Origin of the sequence: Streptomyces sp. NPDC090127 (genome assembly GCF_044746945.1) — a bacterium.
Classification (GTDB): domain Bacteria; phylum Actinomycetota; class Actinomycetes; order Streptomycetales; family Streptomycetaceae; genus Streptomyces.
Window position 1 is genome coordinate 42,487 of record NZ_JBIVDE010000014.1, and the last position, 15,467, is coordinate 57,953.

Below are 15,467 nucleotides of genomic sequence, written 5' to 3' on the forward strand. Positions count from 1 at the left end.
TCGGGCCGTCCCCCGGGTCGTGCAGCCCACGCATTATCCCAAATCCCGCAGCTTCTCTGACCTTCGGAAAGTCTTATGCGGGTGCCCCTTTGAACCTTGGGAGTAGGCCCCATGACCCAGTCGTCAGTGGAGCCCAAGACCGCCTCGGAGGACGCGGGCTCCGGCTCGAACGTCCCCGCCGGCCGCTCTTGGCTCGACCGGTACTTTCACATCTCGGAGAGAGGATCCTCCGTCGCGACGGAGATCCGCGGCGGCGTCACCACCTTCATGGCGATGGCGTACATTCTCCTGCTCAACCCTCTGATCCTCGGCGGCAAGGATGTGGACGGCAACGTCCTCAGCCAGCCCGCCCTCATCACGGCGACCGCCCTGGCCGCCGCGGTGACCACCCTGCTGATGGGCTTCTGGGGCAAGGTCCCGCTCGCCCTCGCCGCGGGACTCAGTGTCTCCGGTGTGCTCTCCTCGCAGGTCATCTCCGTGATGACCTGGCCGCAGGCGATGGCCATGTGTGTGGCCTACGGTGTGGTGATCTGCCTCCTGGTGGTCACCGGCCTGCGTGAGATGATCATGAACGCGATCCCGCTTGCCCTCAAGCACGCGATCACGATCGGTATCGGCCTCTTCATCGCCATCATCGGCTTCGTCAAGGCCGGCTTCGTCCACGAGAACCCCTCGCCCGGCGGCGGCCCGGTCACCCTCGGCCCGCTCGGCGAGCTCCAGGGCTGGCCCGTCCTGATCTTCGCGGTCACCCTGCTGCTGATCTTCGCCCTTCAGGCCCGCAACATCCCCGGCGCCATCCTGATCGGCATCGTCGCGGGCACCGTCATAGCCCTGATCGTCAACGCCGTCGCAGACATCCCGGCCAAGGGCGCGGGCGCCTGGTTCTCCGGCGCCCCCGAGCTCAAGGGCAGTGCCGTCTCCGCCCCCGACTTCTCGCTGATCGGCGAGGTGTCCTTCACCGGCTGGGGCGACGTCGGCTACATCACGATCACCATGATCGTCTTCACCCTGGTCCTGGCCGGCTTCTTCGACGCCATGGCCACCATCATCGGTGTCGGCTCCGAGGCCAACCTCGCGGACGACAAGGGCCGTATGCCGGGTCTCTCCAAGGCCCTGTTCATCGACGGCGCCGGCGGTGTCATCGGTGGTGTCGGCGGCGGCTCCGGCCAGACCGTCTTCGTCGAGTCCGCCACCGGCGTCGGTGAGGGTGCCCGTACGGGTCTGTCCTCCGTCGTCACCGGCGCCTTCTTCGCGGCCTGTCTCTTCTTCACCCCGCTCACCGCGATCGTGCCCGCCGAGGTCGCCTCCGCGGCCCTGGTCGTCATCGGCGCGATGATGATGCAGAACGCCAAGCACGTCGACTGGAGCGACCGCTCCGTGGCGATCCCGGTGTTCCTCACCGTGGTCCTGATGCCGTTCACCTACACCATCACCACGGGTGTCGCGGCCGGCGTCATCTCCTACGTCGTCATCAAGGTGGCGCAGGGCAAGGCACGCGAGGTGGGGGCCTTCATGTGGGGCCTGACCGCGATCTTCGTCGTGTACTTCGCGATCCATCCGATCGAGAGCTGGCTGGGCGTCGGCTGACGCCCTACCGTCGCCCTCCACACACACATCTGAGGAGTTCGAGATGCTGGACATCGCCGAAGAGCTGCACCGGTGGGTCGAGCAGGGACGCGAGTTCGCCGTCGCCACCGTCGTGGCGGTCGGCGGGAGCGCGCCCCGGCAGCCGGGTGCCGCGCTCGCCGTCGACAGCGACGGCACGGCGATCGGATCGGTCTCCGGCGGTTGTGTGGAGGGCGCGGTCTACGAACTGTGCCAACAGGCCCTCGAAGACGGCACCACCGTCGTCGAGCGCTTCGGCTACAGCGACGAGGACGCCTTCGCCGTGGGCCTGACCTGCGGCGGAGTCATCGACATCCTCGTCACCCCGGTACGCGGCGGGGTCTACCCCGCCGCCCTGGCCGCCGCCGTCTCGGGGGAGGCGGCGGCCCTCGCCAGGATCGTCGACGGGCCCGCCGACCTGATGGGCCGGGCCCTCCTGGTCCGCCCGGACGGATCGTACGAAGGCCGCCTCGGCGGCCACCCCGAGCTGGACCGCACGGCGGCCGGCGAGGCGTGCGCGATGCTCGACGCGGGCCGCACCGGCACCGTCGAGATCGGCGAGGACGGCAGCCGCTGCGGACAGCCGCTCACCCTCCTGGTCGAATCGTCCGTCCCCGCCCCGCGCATGATCGTCTTCGGCGCCATCGACTTCGCCTCCGCGCTCGTCCGGGTCGGCAAGTTCCTCGGCTACCACGTCACCGTCTGCGACGCCCGGCCCGTCTTCGCGACCCCGGCCCGCTTCCCCGAGGCCGACGAGATCGTCGTCGAATGGCCGCACCGCTACCTGGCGTCGACCGAGGTCGACAGCCGCACCGTCCTGTGCGTGCTCACCCACGACGCCAAGTTCGACGTCCCGCTCCTCGAAGCGGCCCTGAAGCTGCCCGTCGCCTACGTCGGCGCGATGGGCTCCCGCCGCACCCACGAGGACCGCAACAAGCGGCTCCGCGAGGTCGGCGTCACCGAACTCGAACTCGCCCGGCTGCGGTCGCCGATAGGCCTCGACCTGGGCGCCCGCACCCCGGAGGAGACGGCCCTCTCGATCGCGGCCGAGATCGTCGCCAACCGCCGCGGCGGCACCGGCGTCTCGCTCACCGGCGCGCACACCCCGATCCACCACGAGGGCCCGCGTTCCCCCGACGGGCGGATAGGTTCCGTCGCGTAGGGCCAGTCCTTCGGGTCGTGCCGGGCAGGGCCTGTTTCAGGTCGTGCCGGGCAGGGCCTGTTTCAGGTCGCACCGGCCGGCGGGCCCCCGGTTAGGGTCCGGATCATGGACATCCGTGACGTACCCGAAGCGCATCTCGACCGTGCCCTCGACCTCTCGTACCTCGTCTTCCACGAGCGCCCCGAGGAGGAGCAGCGCGCGCACCACCGCGCGATGCTGCGGCCCTGCGAACGGATCGGCGCGTACGAGGGGGAGCGGCTGGTCGGCTTCGTCGCGGCGTTCCCCTTCACCCTCTCCGTCCCCGGCGGCGAGCTGCCCTGCCCCGGCCTCACCCTCGTCTCCGTCGCCCCCACCCACCGTCGGCGCGGCGTGCTCTCCGCCCTGATCGCCGAGGCGTTCCGGCGGTACGCCGAGCGGGGCGCGCCGCTCGCCGCGCTCTGGGCGTCGGAGGACGCCATCTACGGCCGGTTCGGATTCGGGGCCGCCACCCAGGGCGTGACCGTCGAGATCGACTCCCGGCGGCCGCTCGCCCTGCGGATCGCCCCCGACGAGCGCCCGCTGCGGCTGATCGACCCGGCGGAGGCCCCCGCCGTCGTCGGGCCCTACTTCGAGGCCACCCGGGCGCTCCGGGCGGGCCGGATCCCCCGCGACGAGCTGCGCTGGACCGGGGAGTGGCTGCGCGACGAGGACGAGGAGGACGACGAGCTCTCGCCGGCCCGCGTCGTCGCGCTCGGCGACCCCCTCGCCGGGTACGCCGTCTACCGCACCAAGGGCGAGAACGAGGAGACCCGCACCCCGGGAGCGGTCCGCGTCGACGAGGTGGAGGCCGACAGTCCGGCCGTCGCCGCCGCGCTCTGGCGCTACCTCGCCTCCATCGACCTGACCGGCACCGTCCGCGCCTGGGGCAGGCCGCTCGACGACCCGCTGCTGCTCTTCGCCGCCGACCGCGACCAGGTGCGGGTGACCGGGCAGTTCCCCGCGCTGTGGGTACGGCTGATCGATGTCCGCGCGGCGCTCACGGCCCGTGCCTGGGCCGCTCCCGTCGACCTCGTCCTGGAGGTGCACGACAGCCGGATGCCCGACAACTCCGGTCGCTTCAGGCTCACTTCGGGCCCGCAGGGGGCGCGGTACGAACCGACCGGCGACCCGGTCGACCTCTCCTTCGGCGTACGGGACCTGGGCGCCTGCTACCTCGGCGGCACGAAGGCCGTCGACCTGGTCGCCGCCGGCCTCGTCGAGGAGCACACCCCGGGCGCCGCGTCCGCGCTGGACGACGCCCTGCGCACGCCCCGGCTGCCGCACAGCTGCGACGAGTTCTGAGGGCTCGTACCCCGAGAGCCGACGGCACGGACGGGGTCAGTTCTTGCGCAGGCCGTTCAGGAGCAGCTCCGCCAGCCGGCCGTACGCCTGCGCGTCCGCGAGTCCGGTGGCCGCCGCGACCTGGCGCCGCTGGATGCGGACCATGACCGAGGCGATGACGTCCGCCGCGAAGGACACGTGCACCTCGCGGAAGACGCCCGCACTCACGCCCTCCTCGATCAGCTGCTGCACCCGCCCGGCCGCCGCCCGGGTGTTGCGCTCGTAGACCTCGGCGGCCGGCTCGAAGGCGGCCACGTCGTCGAAGAACCGCGGCGAGACCGGTGCCAGTTCGGCCGCGACCGCGCGCAGATAGGCGGCCAGTCGCTCGGCCGGGTCCTGCTCCGCCGCCAGGACCGCCTCGACCCGGGTGGTCGCGCGGCGGAAGAAGTGGACCACGGCGGCCCGGACGAGCTGCTCCTTGCTGTCCGCCAGGCCGTAGAGCGTGCGCTTGGAGCAGCGCAGCCGGGCGGCGAGATCGTCCAGGGTCAGCTGGGCGAAGCCCTCGCCGACCAGGAGGGCCACCAGCTCCTCGAACAGGGCGGACCGCCGGGCCGCGCCGCGGCCCGTCAGCTTGGGGGCGCCGGCGGCGGGAGTCTCGATCACGTGAACAGTATGCCGGTCGGCCCCTTCCGGGGGTTACGGCAGAGCCCTTCTGCGCTACGCTCAACGGTACTGCCGTACCGCCCGCAGTACCGTTTCATCGGTGCCGGGGCTGAGTGTCAATGGAGTCGCCATGGATGTCGACCGCCTGCTTCCCACCCCCGAGGCAGCGGACCTCATCGCCCTCACGCGGGAGATCGCCGACAAGGAGCTCTCTCCCCGCGTGGACGAGCACGAGGCCGCCGAGACGTATCCCGAAGGCCTGTTCGCCACCCTCGGCCGGGCCGGACTGCTCGGCCTCGCCTACCCCGAGGAGTTCGGCGGCGGGGGCCAGCCGTACGAGGTGTACCTCCAGGTCCTGGAGGAGCTGGCGGCCCGCTGGGCGGCGGTCGCGGTCGCCACCAGCGTGCACACCCTCGCCTGCCACCCCCTGCACTCCTTCGGCACCCCGGAGCAGAAGGAGCGCTGGCTCCCCGCGATGCTCGCCGGCGAGACCATCGGCGGCTACAGCCTCTCCGAGCCCCAGGCCGGCTCCGACGCGGCGGCCCTGTCCTGCAAGGCCGAGCGCGTGGACGACGGCCCGAACGGCGCCGCGTACCGGGTGACCGGCACCAAGGCCTGGATCACCCACGGCGGCAGGGCCGGCTTCTACTCCCTCTTCGCCCGCACCGCCCCCGGCAGCCACGGCATCTCCTGCTTCCTCGCCCCCGGCGGGACCGAGGGCCTCAGCTTCGGCAAGCCCGAGCGGAAGATGGGCCTCCAGGCCGTCCCCACCACCTCCGCCCACTGGGACGGCGCGCTCCTGGACGCCGACCGGCTCGTCGGCGAGGAGGGCCAGGGGCTCCAGATCGCCTTCAGCGCGCTCGACTGCGGCCGCCTCGGCATCGCGGCCTGCGCCACCGGCCTCGCCCAGGCCGCGCTCGACGCCGCCGTCGACTACGCCAACGAGCGCAGCACCTTCGGCCGCAGGATCGTCGACCACCAGGGGCTCGGCTTCCTCCTGGCCGACATGGCCGCCGCCGTCGACTCGGCCCGCGCCACCTACCTCGACGCCGCCCGCCGCCGCGACCTCGGCCGCCCGTTCAGCCGCCAGGCCAGCGTGGCCAAGCTGACCGCCACCGACGCGGCCATGAAGGTGACCACGGACGCCGTCCAGGTCCTCGGCGGGTACGGATACACCCGAGACTTCCCGGTCGAGCGCTACATGCGCGAGGCCAAGATCATGCAGATCTTCGAGGGAACGAACCAGATCCAGCGGCTGGTCATCAGCCGCCAGCTCGCCCGCTGATCCGCCCGCGCACCGATACCCGCTGTCGTCTTCGAGGAGTTCCATGGACATCGCCGGCTCCGCCGCACTCGTCACCGGCGCCGCTTCCGGCCTCGGCGCCGCAACCGCCGCCGCACTCGCCGCCCGCGGCGCCACCGTCTACGGCCTGGACCTGGACAAGGCGGTCGCGGCCGCCGGGCCGCTGCCCGAGGGCGTCACCCTGCTCGCGGCCGACGTCACCGAGGAGGCGCCGGTCCGCGAGGCGCTCGCGCGGATCGAGTCCGACGGCGCGGAGCTGCGGCTCGCCGTCAACTGCGCGGGCATCGCCCCCTCCGCCCGCGTCCTGGGCCGCAAGGGCCCGCACGACCTCGACCTGTTCCGTACGGTCCTGAACGTCAACCTGCTCGGGACGTTCAACGTGATGCGGCTGGCCGCCGAGGTCATCGCCGGCCGGCAGCCGGACGAGCACGGCCAGCGGGGGCTCGTCGTCAACACCGCCTCGATCGCAGCCTTCGAGGGCCAGATCGGCCAGATCGCGTACGCCGCCTCCAAGGCGGGCGTCGCCGGGATGACCGTCACCGCCGCCCGTGACCTCGCCCAGTTCGGCATCCGGGTCGTCACCATCGCGCCCGGCATCGTCGACACCCCGATGATGGCCGGATTCAGCGAGGAGATCCGCGCCGGGCTCGCCGCGAGCGTCACCTTCCCGCAGCGCCTGGCCCGCCCCGACGAGTACGCCCGGCTCGTCACGATGGTCGCCGAGCACGACTACCTCAACGGCGAGACGATCCGGATGGACGGCGCCCTGCGGATGGCGGCCCGCTGATCCTCCCGTAGCCGGGAGAGCACTTGGTGCCAGGTTTGCCCGGCACCAAGTGCCGCGCCGGTGGTGTCCGGATGTTAGGTTCGGGCCATGGGAACAGCCTCGACGAACTCCACGAAGCCCGCGATGCGGGACTCTCTCATCGCCGCGGCCTTCCAGCTCTTCCTCGAGCGCGGGTACGAGCAGACCACCGTCGACGACATCGTCACCCTCGCGGGGGTCGGTCGGCGGTCCTTCTTCCGGTACTTCCCGTCGAAGGAGGACGTGGTCTTCCCCGACCACGAGCAGAGCCTCGCCGACATGACCGAGTTCCTCGCCGCGAGCGCCGACACCGACGACCCGCTGGTCAGGATCTGCGACGCGACCCGCCTGGTCATGCGGATGTACGCCGAGAACCCCACCTTCTCCGTCCAGCGCTACCGCCTCACCCGGGAGGTGGCGGGCCTGCGGACGTACGAACTCTCGGTCGTCTGGCGGTACGAGAAGACGCTCGGCGACTATCTGCGGACCCGCTGGGCCGACCGGCGCGACGGCACCCTGCGGGCCAACGTGGTCGCCGCCTCGGTGGTCGCCGCGCACAACCACGCGCTGCGCCACTGGCTGCGCTCCGGCGGCGAGGGCGATCCGCTGGCCGAGGTGGACCGGGCCCTGGACCTCGTCCGCGCCACCTGGAGCGGCGAGCCGGGGGACGGGGCCGGCGGCGCGGGGGAGGACGCCGAGGACGTGGTGGTGGTGATCACCAAGCGGTCCACGCCGATGTGGCGGGTGGTGCGCGAGGTGGAGTCGAGCCTCGGCGAGGGCTAGGAACCCGCTCCGAGGATCGCTGAGGCCTCCGGGGGATCTCAGTATCTTCAATTGAGGGAACTCAGGTCTTTATCTGATGGCACTCAGTGCCATATGTTGGCTCCATGCACGGTTGAGCCGCCGAGTGCAAGGAGAACGCATCGTGTTCCACACCGCGTCCATGGGACTGAGGAACGGGAGCACCGCCGTCCGGACCGAGGAATCGGATGCCGACGCCGAGCTCTACTACCAGCTCTGCCGCTGGTGCCACACCACGACCTTCCAGCGCCTGCTCTGTCCGACCTGCGGGTCGACCGACCTCGCCCCCGAACGCAGCGACGGCGAGGGCGTGATCTCCGTACGCCGCGGGGTGGCGGCGGCCGACAACGACCTGTGGCCGGTGCACATGGCCGAGGGCTTCGTCGTGCGCTGCCGGGTGGACGGCCCGCCGCACGCGGTGCGTCCCGGAGTCCGCGTCAGACTCTCCTCAAGGGCCGCCGTGCCGGGGCACGAGCCGGTCGTCCGGCTCTGCGAGGAGGTCCCCCTCGACGGCTGGATCTGACCGGCTCGCCGTCCACGGCAACGCGAACCGGCCCGGTGGCACTCTGTGCCACCGGGCCGGTTCGTCGTTTCCGCGCCGTATCGCTACCGCGCGCCGATCTCGTCGGTCAGCTGCGGCAGGACCTCGAAGAGGTCGCCGACCACGCCGTAGTCGACCAGGTCGAAGATCGGGGCCTCGGCGTCCTTGTTGACGGCCACGATCGTCTTCGAGGTCTGCATGCCCGCCCGGTGCTGGATCGCGCCGGAGATGCCGGCCGCGATGTACAGCTGCGGCGAGACCTGCTTGCCGGTCTGGCCCACCTGGTTGGCGTGCGGGTACCAGCCGGCGTCGACGGCGGCACGCGAGGCGCCGACCGCCGCACCGAGGGAGTCCGCGAGCTTCTCGACGACCCCGAAGCCCTCGGCCGCACCGACACCGCGGCCGCCGGAGACCACGATCGCGGACTCGGTCAGCTCGGGGCGGCCGGTGGAGACCCGCGGGGTGCGCGAGACGACCGTGGCGGCGTTGCCGGTGAAGGCGACGGTGACGTCCTCGACCGTACCGGCGGCCGGGGCGGCCTCCGGGGCGGCGGAGTTGGGCTTGACGGTGATGACCGGCACGCCGTGCGAGACCCGCGACTTCACCGTGTACGAGGCGGCGAAGACGGACTGGGTGGCGACCGGGCCCTCGTCGCCGGCCTCCAGCTCCACGGCGTCGGTGATCAGACCCGAGCCGAGGCGCAGGGCGACGCGCGCGGCGATCTCCTTGCCCTCGCCCGAGGAGGTGACCAGGACGGCGGCGACGCCCTTGTCCTTCGCGATCTGGGTGAGCGCGTCGACCTTCGGCACGACGAGCTGCTCGCCGAACTCGGCGCCGTCCGCGACGTACACGGTGGCCGCGCCGTACTCGCCGGCGGTGGCGGCGATGGAGGCCGCCGCCTCACCGGCGCCGAGCACGACGGCCGTCGGCTCGCCGATCCGGCGGGCCAGTGTGAGCAGTTCGAGGGCCGGCTTGCGGACCGCACCGTCGGCGTGGTCCACGAGAACCAGGATCTCAGCCATGATTCCTTGCTCCTGAACGGTAGTGACGGTGGGTCAGATGAACTTCTGGGTGGACAGGAAGGCGGCGAGCTGCTTGCCGCCGTCGCCCTCGTCGGTGACGATCGTGCCCTGCGTACGGGCCGGGCGCGCCGTGGCCGCCTCGACGAGGGTCCAGGACCCGGCGAGACCGACCTCGTCGGCGTCGATGCCGAGGTCGTCCAGGTCCACCTCCTCGACCGGCTTCTTCTTGGCGGCCATGATCCCCTTGAAGGAGGGGTAGCGGGCCTCGCCGGACTGGTCGGTGACCGAGACGACGGCGGGCAGCGGGGCCTCGAGGAGCTCGGTGGCGGCGTCGCCGTCCCGGCGGCCCTTGACCGTGCCGTCCTCGACGGAGACCTCGGAGAGCAGGGTGATCTGGGGGAGGCTCAGCCGCTCGGCGAGCAGCGCGGGCAGCACGCCCATCGTGCCGTCGGTCGACGCCATGCCGCAGACGACCAGGTCGAACCCGGTCCGCTCCAGGGCCTTGGCGAGGATGGCGGAGGTGCCGATCACGTCGGTGCCGTGGATGTCGTCGTCGTTGACGTGGACGGCCTTGTCGGCGCCCATCGACAGCGCCTTGCGCAGCGCGTCCTTGGCGTCGTCCGGCCCGACGGTGACGACGGTGACCTCGGCCTCGTCGGCCTCCTCCGCGATCCGCAGCGCCTGCTCGACGGCGTACTCGTCCAGCTCCGACAGCAGGCCGTCGACCTCGTCGCGGTCGACGGTCAGGTCGTCCGCGAAGCCGCGGTCGCCGGTCGCGTCGGGTACGTACTTCACACAGACAGCGATCCTCAGGGTCACGGCCTGGCTCCTTTCAACGGGCGGGAGGTTACGGGAGGTTGCGGGCCATGACGATGCGCTGGACCTGGTTGGTGCCCTCGTAGATCTGAGTGATCTTGGCGTCGCGCATCATGCGCTCGACCGGGTAGTCACGCGTGTAGCCGTAGCCGCCGAGGAGCTGGACGGCGTCGGTGGTGACCTCCATCGCGACGTCGGACGCGAAGCACTTGGCGGCCGCGCCGAAGAAGGTCAGGTCGCCGTCGACGCGCTCGGACTTGGCGGCTGCGGCGTAGGTGAGCTGGCGGGCGGCCTCCAGCTTCATGGCCATGTCGGCGAGCATGAACTGCACGCCCTGGAAGTCGGCGATCGGCTTGCCGAACTGCTTGCGCTCCTTGACGTAGCCCTTGGCGTAGTCGAGGGCGCCCTGCGCGATGCCGAGGGCCTGCGCGGCGATGGTGATGCGGGTGTGGTCCAGGGTCTTCATGGCGGTGGCGAAGCCGGTGCCCTCGGCGCCGATCATCCTGGACGCCGGGATGCGGACGTTGTCGAGGTAGACCTCGCGGGTCGGGGAGCCCTTGATGCCCAGCTTCTTCTCCGGAGCGCCGAAGGACACGCCCTCGTCGGACTTCTCGACGACGAACGCGGAGATGCCCTTGGACCGCTTCTCCGGGTCGGTGACGGCCATGACGGTGTAGAACTCGGACTCGCCGGCGTTGGTGATCCACCGCTTCACGCCGTTGAGCACCCAGGTGTCGCCGTCGCGCACCGCGCGGGTCTTCATCCCGGCCGCGTCGGAGCCGGCGTCCGGCTCGGAGAGGCAGTACGAGAACATGGCCTCACCCTTGGCGAGGGGGCCGAGGTAGGTCTTCTTCAGCTCCTCGGAACCGGAGAGGATCACCGGCAGCGAGCCGAGCTTGTTCACCGCGGGGATCAGCGACGACGAACCGCACGCGCGGGCGACCTCCTCGATCACGATCACCGTCGCCAGCGCGTCCGCGCCCGCACCCCCGTACGTCTCGGGCACGTGGACGGCGTGCAGATCGGCGGCGACCAGCGCCTGGAGCGCCTCGTGCGGGAACCGGGCCTCCTCGTCGACCGCGGCGGCGAACGGCGTGATCTTCGCCTCCGCCAGCGCGCGGACCGTCTCCCGGAGCATCTCGTGCTCCTCCGACAGGCGATACAGGTCGAAGTCCTTGCCCATGATGGTGAGCTCCCCTAAGGCTTGTGGCACTGAGTACCCTCAGCAAAACACACTCAGTGCCACAGGCGCCAGTGCCGGGGGTTGTGGCGCCCCGCACGCGGGTGCCCTATGCGGTCCTTCGGTGGATCGCCCGCCACACACGGTCCCGGGTGACCGGCAGCTCGGTGAAGCGGATGCCGGTCGCGTCCCGCAGGGCGTTGGCGAGGGCGGGGGCGACCGGATTGAAGGGGCTCTCGCTCATGGACTTGGCACCCAGCGGACCGATCGCGTCCGTCGTCTCCGTGAAGTGGACCTCGGTGCGCGGGACGTCGGCGTACTGCGGCAGCCGGTACCGGCGGAACGCGGCCGTGGTGACCTCGCCCCGCTCGTCCACCCGGACGTTCTCGAAGAGCGTCGCGCCCAGCGCCTGGGCGACCCCGCCCTCGACCTGGCCCCGGCACTGCATCGGGTTCATCACCTTGCCCGCGTCGGCGGAGTGGACGCTGCGCAGGATCCGGATCTCACCGCTGCCCGGGTCCACGGCGATCCGGAACCACTGGGCGTTGAACGCGACCGACCGGGGCGACCCGCCCCAGTGGCCGTCCGCCCCCAGCTCCTCGGCCGCGCCGCTCGCGTGCGCGGCCTCGTACAGCTCCTTCAGGGTCACCGCCCGGCCCGCGCAGTCGACGGTCTCGGCGCCGAGCACGCACCGGTGCCTCGCCACGCCCGTGTGCCGCGCCGCGAAGGTCCGCAGCCGTTCGGCGAGCGCGTTCGCCGCCAGCATGACCGCCTTGCCGGCGACGACGGTGCCGGCCGAACCGAAGGCCCCGGTGTCGTGCCGCACGACGTCGGTGTCGGACTGCCGGATCGTGACGCGGTCCTCGGTGGTGTGCAGGGCCCCGGCGGTGATCTGCTGGTGCACCGTGGTCGTGCCGTTGCCGAACTCGGCCGTCCCGACGGCGACGTCGTACGAACCGTCCGGCAGGAGACAGACGCGGGCGTCGGCGTAGTGGCCCCCGGCGGCCCGGTCGCGATCATCGCCATCCCCGTCCCCTGCCCGACGAGCCACCCCTCGGGCGCCTCGCGCTCGCTCGTGTCCTCGGCGAGGGCCGTGCGGACGACCGCCAGGCACTGGTCGAGCCCGTACGAGGCGATGTGCAGGTCCTCCTCCTCGCCGATCGGGCTGTGCATCGCCTCCCCGGGCCCGATGACGTTCTTCTCCCGAAAGGTCAGCGGGTCCATGCCGAGCCGGCGCGCCAGCTCGTCCATCACCGACTCGACGGCGAAGGTGACCTGGCCGAGGCCGTACCCCCGGAAGGCACCCGCCGGGACCACGTTCGTGTACACGGAGTACGCGTCGACCTTCTTGTGCGGGGCGCGGTAGACGGCGAACGACTCGCCCACGCTGTGGAACATGACGGCCGGGCCGTGGTTCCCGTACGCCCCGGTGTTGGACACGACCCGCATCTGGACGGCGGTCAGCGTGCCGTCCGCGCGGGCCCCGGCCTTGACCCGGACGGTGAACGGGTGGCGGGTGGTCGCGCCGTAGAACTGCTCGGCGCGGGTGTACTCCAGCTTCACCGGCCGGCGCAGCTTCAGCGCGGCCAGCGTCACGATGTCCTCGGTCAGCATCTCCTGCTTGCCGCCGAAGCCGCCGCCCACCCGGCCCGCGACGACCCGGACCTCGTCCTCGGGCAGGCCGTACAGGGCGCAGAGGGCGCGGCGGGTCAGGAACGGGGTCTGGGTGGAGGACCGGACGGTGAGCCGCTCGCCCGTGCCGTCCTCCTTGGGTTCGAAGTACGCCACGCAGCCGTGGGTCTCGAGACTGGCGTGCTGCACGCGCTGGGTGCGGAAGGTCTCCTCGTACACCACGTCGGCCTGCGCGAACCCGGCCTCGACGTCGCCGATCTCGCCGTGCACCTCGCCCGCCACGTTCTCGGCCGCCCGCGCGATCCGCGCCTCGGGCCCCTTGTCCCCGTGCAGCGCGGGCGCGCCGGGCTCCATCGCGGCCTCGGGGTCGATGACGTACGGCAGGTGCTCGTACGCCACCTCGATCCGCCGGCAGCCCTCCTCGGCCGCCTGCTCGCTGTCGGCGACGACCGCGGCGACCCGCTGGCCGACGTACCGCACGGTGTCGTCGAGGACGCGGGTGTCGTCGGGATCCTCGGTGGGGTGCTCGTGCCGGGCGGTGGAGTACAGCGTGGCCGGGGCGTCCTCGTGGGTGAGGACGGCGTGGACGCCGGGGACGCGCAGAGCGGCGGAGGTGTCGAGGGAGGCGATCCGGGCGTGCGGGTGCGGCGAGCGCAGCAGCTTCATGTGGAGCAGTCCGGGGACCTCGACGTCGAAGGTGTAGCGGGCGGTGCCGGTGACGACCAGGGGCCCGGCGGGCGCGCCGAGGTTCTTGCCCACCGCCTGCCCCGCACACGGCCGTTCGGTGTGCCGCACCCCGCGGACGGCGTCCTCGATGGCCCGATAGCCCGTGCAGCGGCAGATGTTGCCCTTGAAGGCACGGGGGAGGTCGGTGAGCTGTTCCGCGTCCAGGGCGGCGGTGGTCATCAGGAAACCGGCGGTGCAGAAGCCGCACTGGAATCCCTGTGCGTCGAGGAACTGCCGCTGCACCGGGTGGAGTTCACCGTCCGGTGCGGCGAGACCCTCCACCGTCGTGACCCTCTTGCCCTCGGCCCGGACGGCCGGGTAGAGACAGCTGTGCACGGGCTCCCCGTCGACGTGCACGGTGCAGGCTCCGCAGTCGCCCGCGTCGCAGCCCTTCTTCACCCCGAACCAGCCGCGCTCGCGGAGATAGGTGCGCAGACACTGGCCGGGGCGGGGCTCGGCGTCGAAGGTCCGCCGGTTGATCTCGATCTCGTACGTCATCGGTCCCCCTCCGGGAGCTGCGTCGCGGGTGCCGCGTGCAGGTCCCGGCGGACCTCCTCGGCGAGACGGAAGCCCATGTGCCGCCGCCACTCGGGCAGTCCGTGGATGTCGTCGAACCAGTCGTCCGCGCCGACGGCGGCCGCGATCGTCCCGCGCAGCTGCTCCCGGTCCGGCGGCAGCGGGAACCAGAGCCGGAACGGCCGTACGGTCGCCGCGCTGATCGTCACCGCCAGCGAGCCGTCCACGGCGTCGAGCGCGCCGATCACCAGGGCGCCCGAACGGCCGAGGCCGTAGAGCGAGGCCTGCCGGAAGGCCGTACGGCAGGCGAGCGCGCGGGTCGGCAGGGTGACCGAGCGCAGCAGTTCGCCTGCGTCGAGGTCCTTGCGGCCCGCGCCGGTGACGAAGTCCGCGACCTTCACCCGGCGTACCGTCCCCGCCTGCGACTGGAGCAGGCACTCCCCGTCGAGCGCGGCGGTCAGCGAGATCATCGGGCCGGCCGGCAACGCGTTGCACAGGTTGCCGCCGACGGTCGCCATGTTCCAGATCTTGAACGACGCCAGGAACGCCCGGCAGCACTGTTCGAACAACGGTGCCGCCTCGGCGCGGAGCGTCCGCGCGAAGCGGGACAGCTGGGCGATCGTGCAGGTCGCCGCGATCTCCAGCGAGCCGTCGGGTGGAGCGTGAGCGGTTCCCAGCCCGTCCGGCTGAGGTCGACGAGGCGGCGCAGGTGCGGCTGCGGTTCGGAGAAGAGGTAGGTGCCGCCGCCCAGCCAGGCGTCCCCCGCCCGCCAGGGCTCATGACGCCGCGCGTCGCGCACCTCGGTCACGGTGTTCAGGTCCATGTCTTCCCACGCCCCTCGGCCCGGCCACTGGTTCCAGGCCAGTGAAGCCGGGCGGGCGGCCGGAAACGACTGGTGCGCCCCACGGAAAACCTCCGCCCGGACACCGTCGCCCCTGGTGGATCGACCAGGAGGCGCTGTCGGGGAGGAGCCCGAGGAGCCCCGCACCCGGGCACCGCATGCGGAGCACCCCGGCGGCCCGTGTCGGGCCGCCGGGGTGCTCGGACTGCGGAGGTGCCGTTACTTGGCGCCGAGGCCGGCGTCGCTGATCTCCGGCTTGCCCGCACTCGTGAGGATCGTGTTCAGGGAGCGCAGGTCGTAGATGCCGTTCAGGTCCGGCTGCTTGAGGAGACCGGCCTTGACGGCGTGGTCGGCCTGGGCCTGGAGGGTCGCGGCGAGCGGGTCGGCGGTGAACTGGATGGACGGCCAGGCGGCGTCGATGACCTTGGCCCCCAGCGGCTTGCCGGTGAGTTCCTTGAGCTTGGCGTTGGCGGATGCCTTGGCCTTGTCGGGGTTGGCGTTGATCCAGTCGTTGGTCTTCACCGAGCCGCGGAGGACTGCTTCGACGACGTCCGG

The 15,467-nt window shown here is 71.9% G+C and carries 11 protein-coding genes and 3 pseudogenes; 7 read left to right on the forward strand and 7 right to left on the reverse strand.

Features of this window, described 5'->3' with window-relative positions:
* Positions 1-111: 111 nt before the first annotated feature.
* The 3 genes from ACIPPS_RS32320 to ACIPPS_RS32330 all read left to right on the forward strand — a co-directional run bounded on the left by ACIPPS_RS32320 (position 112) and on the right by ACIPPS_RS32330 (position 4,087).
* Complete coding sequence (locus ACIPPS_RS32320; RefSeq protein WP_401439660.1) at positions 112-1,587, forward strand: NCS2 family permease; 1,476 nt, start codon at positions 112-114, stop codon at positions 1,585-1,587.
* 43 nt (positions 1,588-1,630) lie between these two features.
* Positions 1,631-2,767 (forward strand): XdhC family protein, encoded by a 1,137-nt coding sequence (locus ACIPPS_RS32325; protein WP_401439662.1) that lies wholly within the window; start codon positions 1,631-1,633, stop codon positions 2,765-2,767.
* Positions 2,768-2,872: 105 nt separating this feature from the next.
* On the forward strand, positions 2,873-4,087 hold the full coding sequence (locus tag ACIPPS_RS32330; protein WP_401439664.1) for a GNAT family N-acetyltransferase: 1,215 nt from the start codon (positions 2,873-2,875) through the stop codon (positions 4,085-4,087).
* Positions 4,088-4,123: 36 nt separating this feature from the next.
* Here the strand turns inward: ACIPPS_RS32330 and ACIPPS_RS32335 are convergent, their stop codons facing one another.
* Positions 4,124-4,729 carry a TetR/AcrR family transcriptional regulator gene (locus tag ACIPPS_RS32335; RefSeq protein WP_401439666.1) on the reverse strand — a complete coding sequence of 202 codons (606 nt, stop codon included), beginning with the start codon at positions 4,727-4,729 and terminating at the stop codon, positions 4,124-4,126.
* 130 nt (positions 4,730-4,859) lie between these two features.
* On the opposite strand from ACIPPS_RS32335, the gene ACIPPS_RS32340 reads away from it, so the two are divergent.
* The 4 genes from ACIPPS_RS32340 (at position 4,860) to ACIPPS_RS32355 (ending at position 8,161) form a co-directional block, all read left to right on the forward strand.
* A complete protein-coding gene (locus ACIPPS_RS32340) occupies positions 4,860-6,014 on the forward strand; it encodes an acyl-CoA dehydrogenase family protein (RefSeq protein WP_401439668.1) in 1,155 nt (384 codons plus the stop codon).
* A gap of 43 nt (positions 6,015-6,057) precedes the next feature.
* A complete protein-coding gene (locus tag ACIPPS_RS32345) occupies positions 6,058-6,819 on the forward strand; it encodes an SDR family NAD(P)-dependent oxidoreductase (RefSeq protein WP_401439671.1) in 762 nt (253 codons plus the stop codon).
* An 87-nt stretch (positions 6,820-6,906) separates the two neighbouring features.
* The gene (locus ACIPPS_RS32350) at positions 6,907-7,620 is read left to right on the forward strand and encodes a TetR family transcriptional regulator (RefSeq protein WP_401439673.1); all 714 of its coding nucleotides are present in this window, start codon (positions 6,907-6,909) and stop codon (positions 7,618-7,620) included.
* A 142-nt stretch (positions 7,621-7,762) separates the two neighbouring features.
* Positions 7,763-8,161 (forward strand): hypothetical protein, encoded by a 399-nt coding sequence (locus ACIPPS_RS32355; RefSeq protein WP_401439675.1) that lies wholly within the window; start codon positions 7,763-7,765, stop codon positions 8,159-8,161.
* Positions 8,162-8,244: 83 nt separating this feature from the next.
* Here the strand turns inward: ACIPPS_RS32355 and ACIPPS_RS32360 are convergent, their stop codons facing one another.
* From ACIPPS_RS32360 to ACIPPS_RS32385, 6 genes and pseudogenes are all read right to left on the reverse strand, one after another.
* Positions 8,245-9,201, reverse strand: a complete 957-nt coding sequence (locus ACIPPS_RS32360; RefSeq protein WP_401439678.1) for an electron transfer flavoprotein subunit alpha/FixB family protein — start codon at positions 9,199-9,201, stop codon at positions 8,245-8,247.
* 33 nt (positions 9,202-9,234) lie between these two features.
* Positions 9,235-10,020: an electron transfer flavoprotein subunit beta/FixA family protein gene (locus ACIPPS_RS32365; protein ID WP_401439681.1), complete on the reverse strand. Its 786-nt coding sequence runs from the start codon at positions 10,018-10,020 to the stop codon at positions 9,235-9,237.
* A gap of 28 nt (positions 10,021-10,048) precedes the next feature.
* Positions 10,049-11,200, reverse strand: a complete 1,152-nt coding sequence (locus ACIPPS_RS32370; RefSeq protein WP_401439687.1) for an acyl-CoA dehydrogenase family protein — start codon at positions 11,198-11,200, stop codon at positions 10,049-10,051.
* Between the two features lie 106 nt (positions 11,201-11,306).
* Positions 11,307-14,053: pseudogene (locus ACIPPS_RS32375) on the reverse strand (molybdopterin-dependent oxidoreductase).
* Positions 14,050-14,894 (reverse strand): annotated as a pseudogene (locus ACIPPS_RS32380) (FAD binding domain-containing protein). Before ACIPPS_RS32380 ends, ACIPPS_RS32375 begins: the two co-directional pseudogenes overlap by 4 nt.
* A 237-nt stretch (positions 14,895-15,131) precedes the next feature.
* Positions 15,132-15,467, reverse strand: a pseudogene (locus ACIPPS_RS32385) (sulfate ABC transporter substrate-binding protein); the annotation flags it as partial.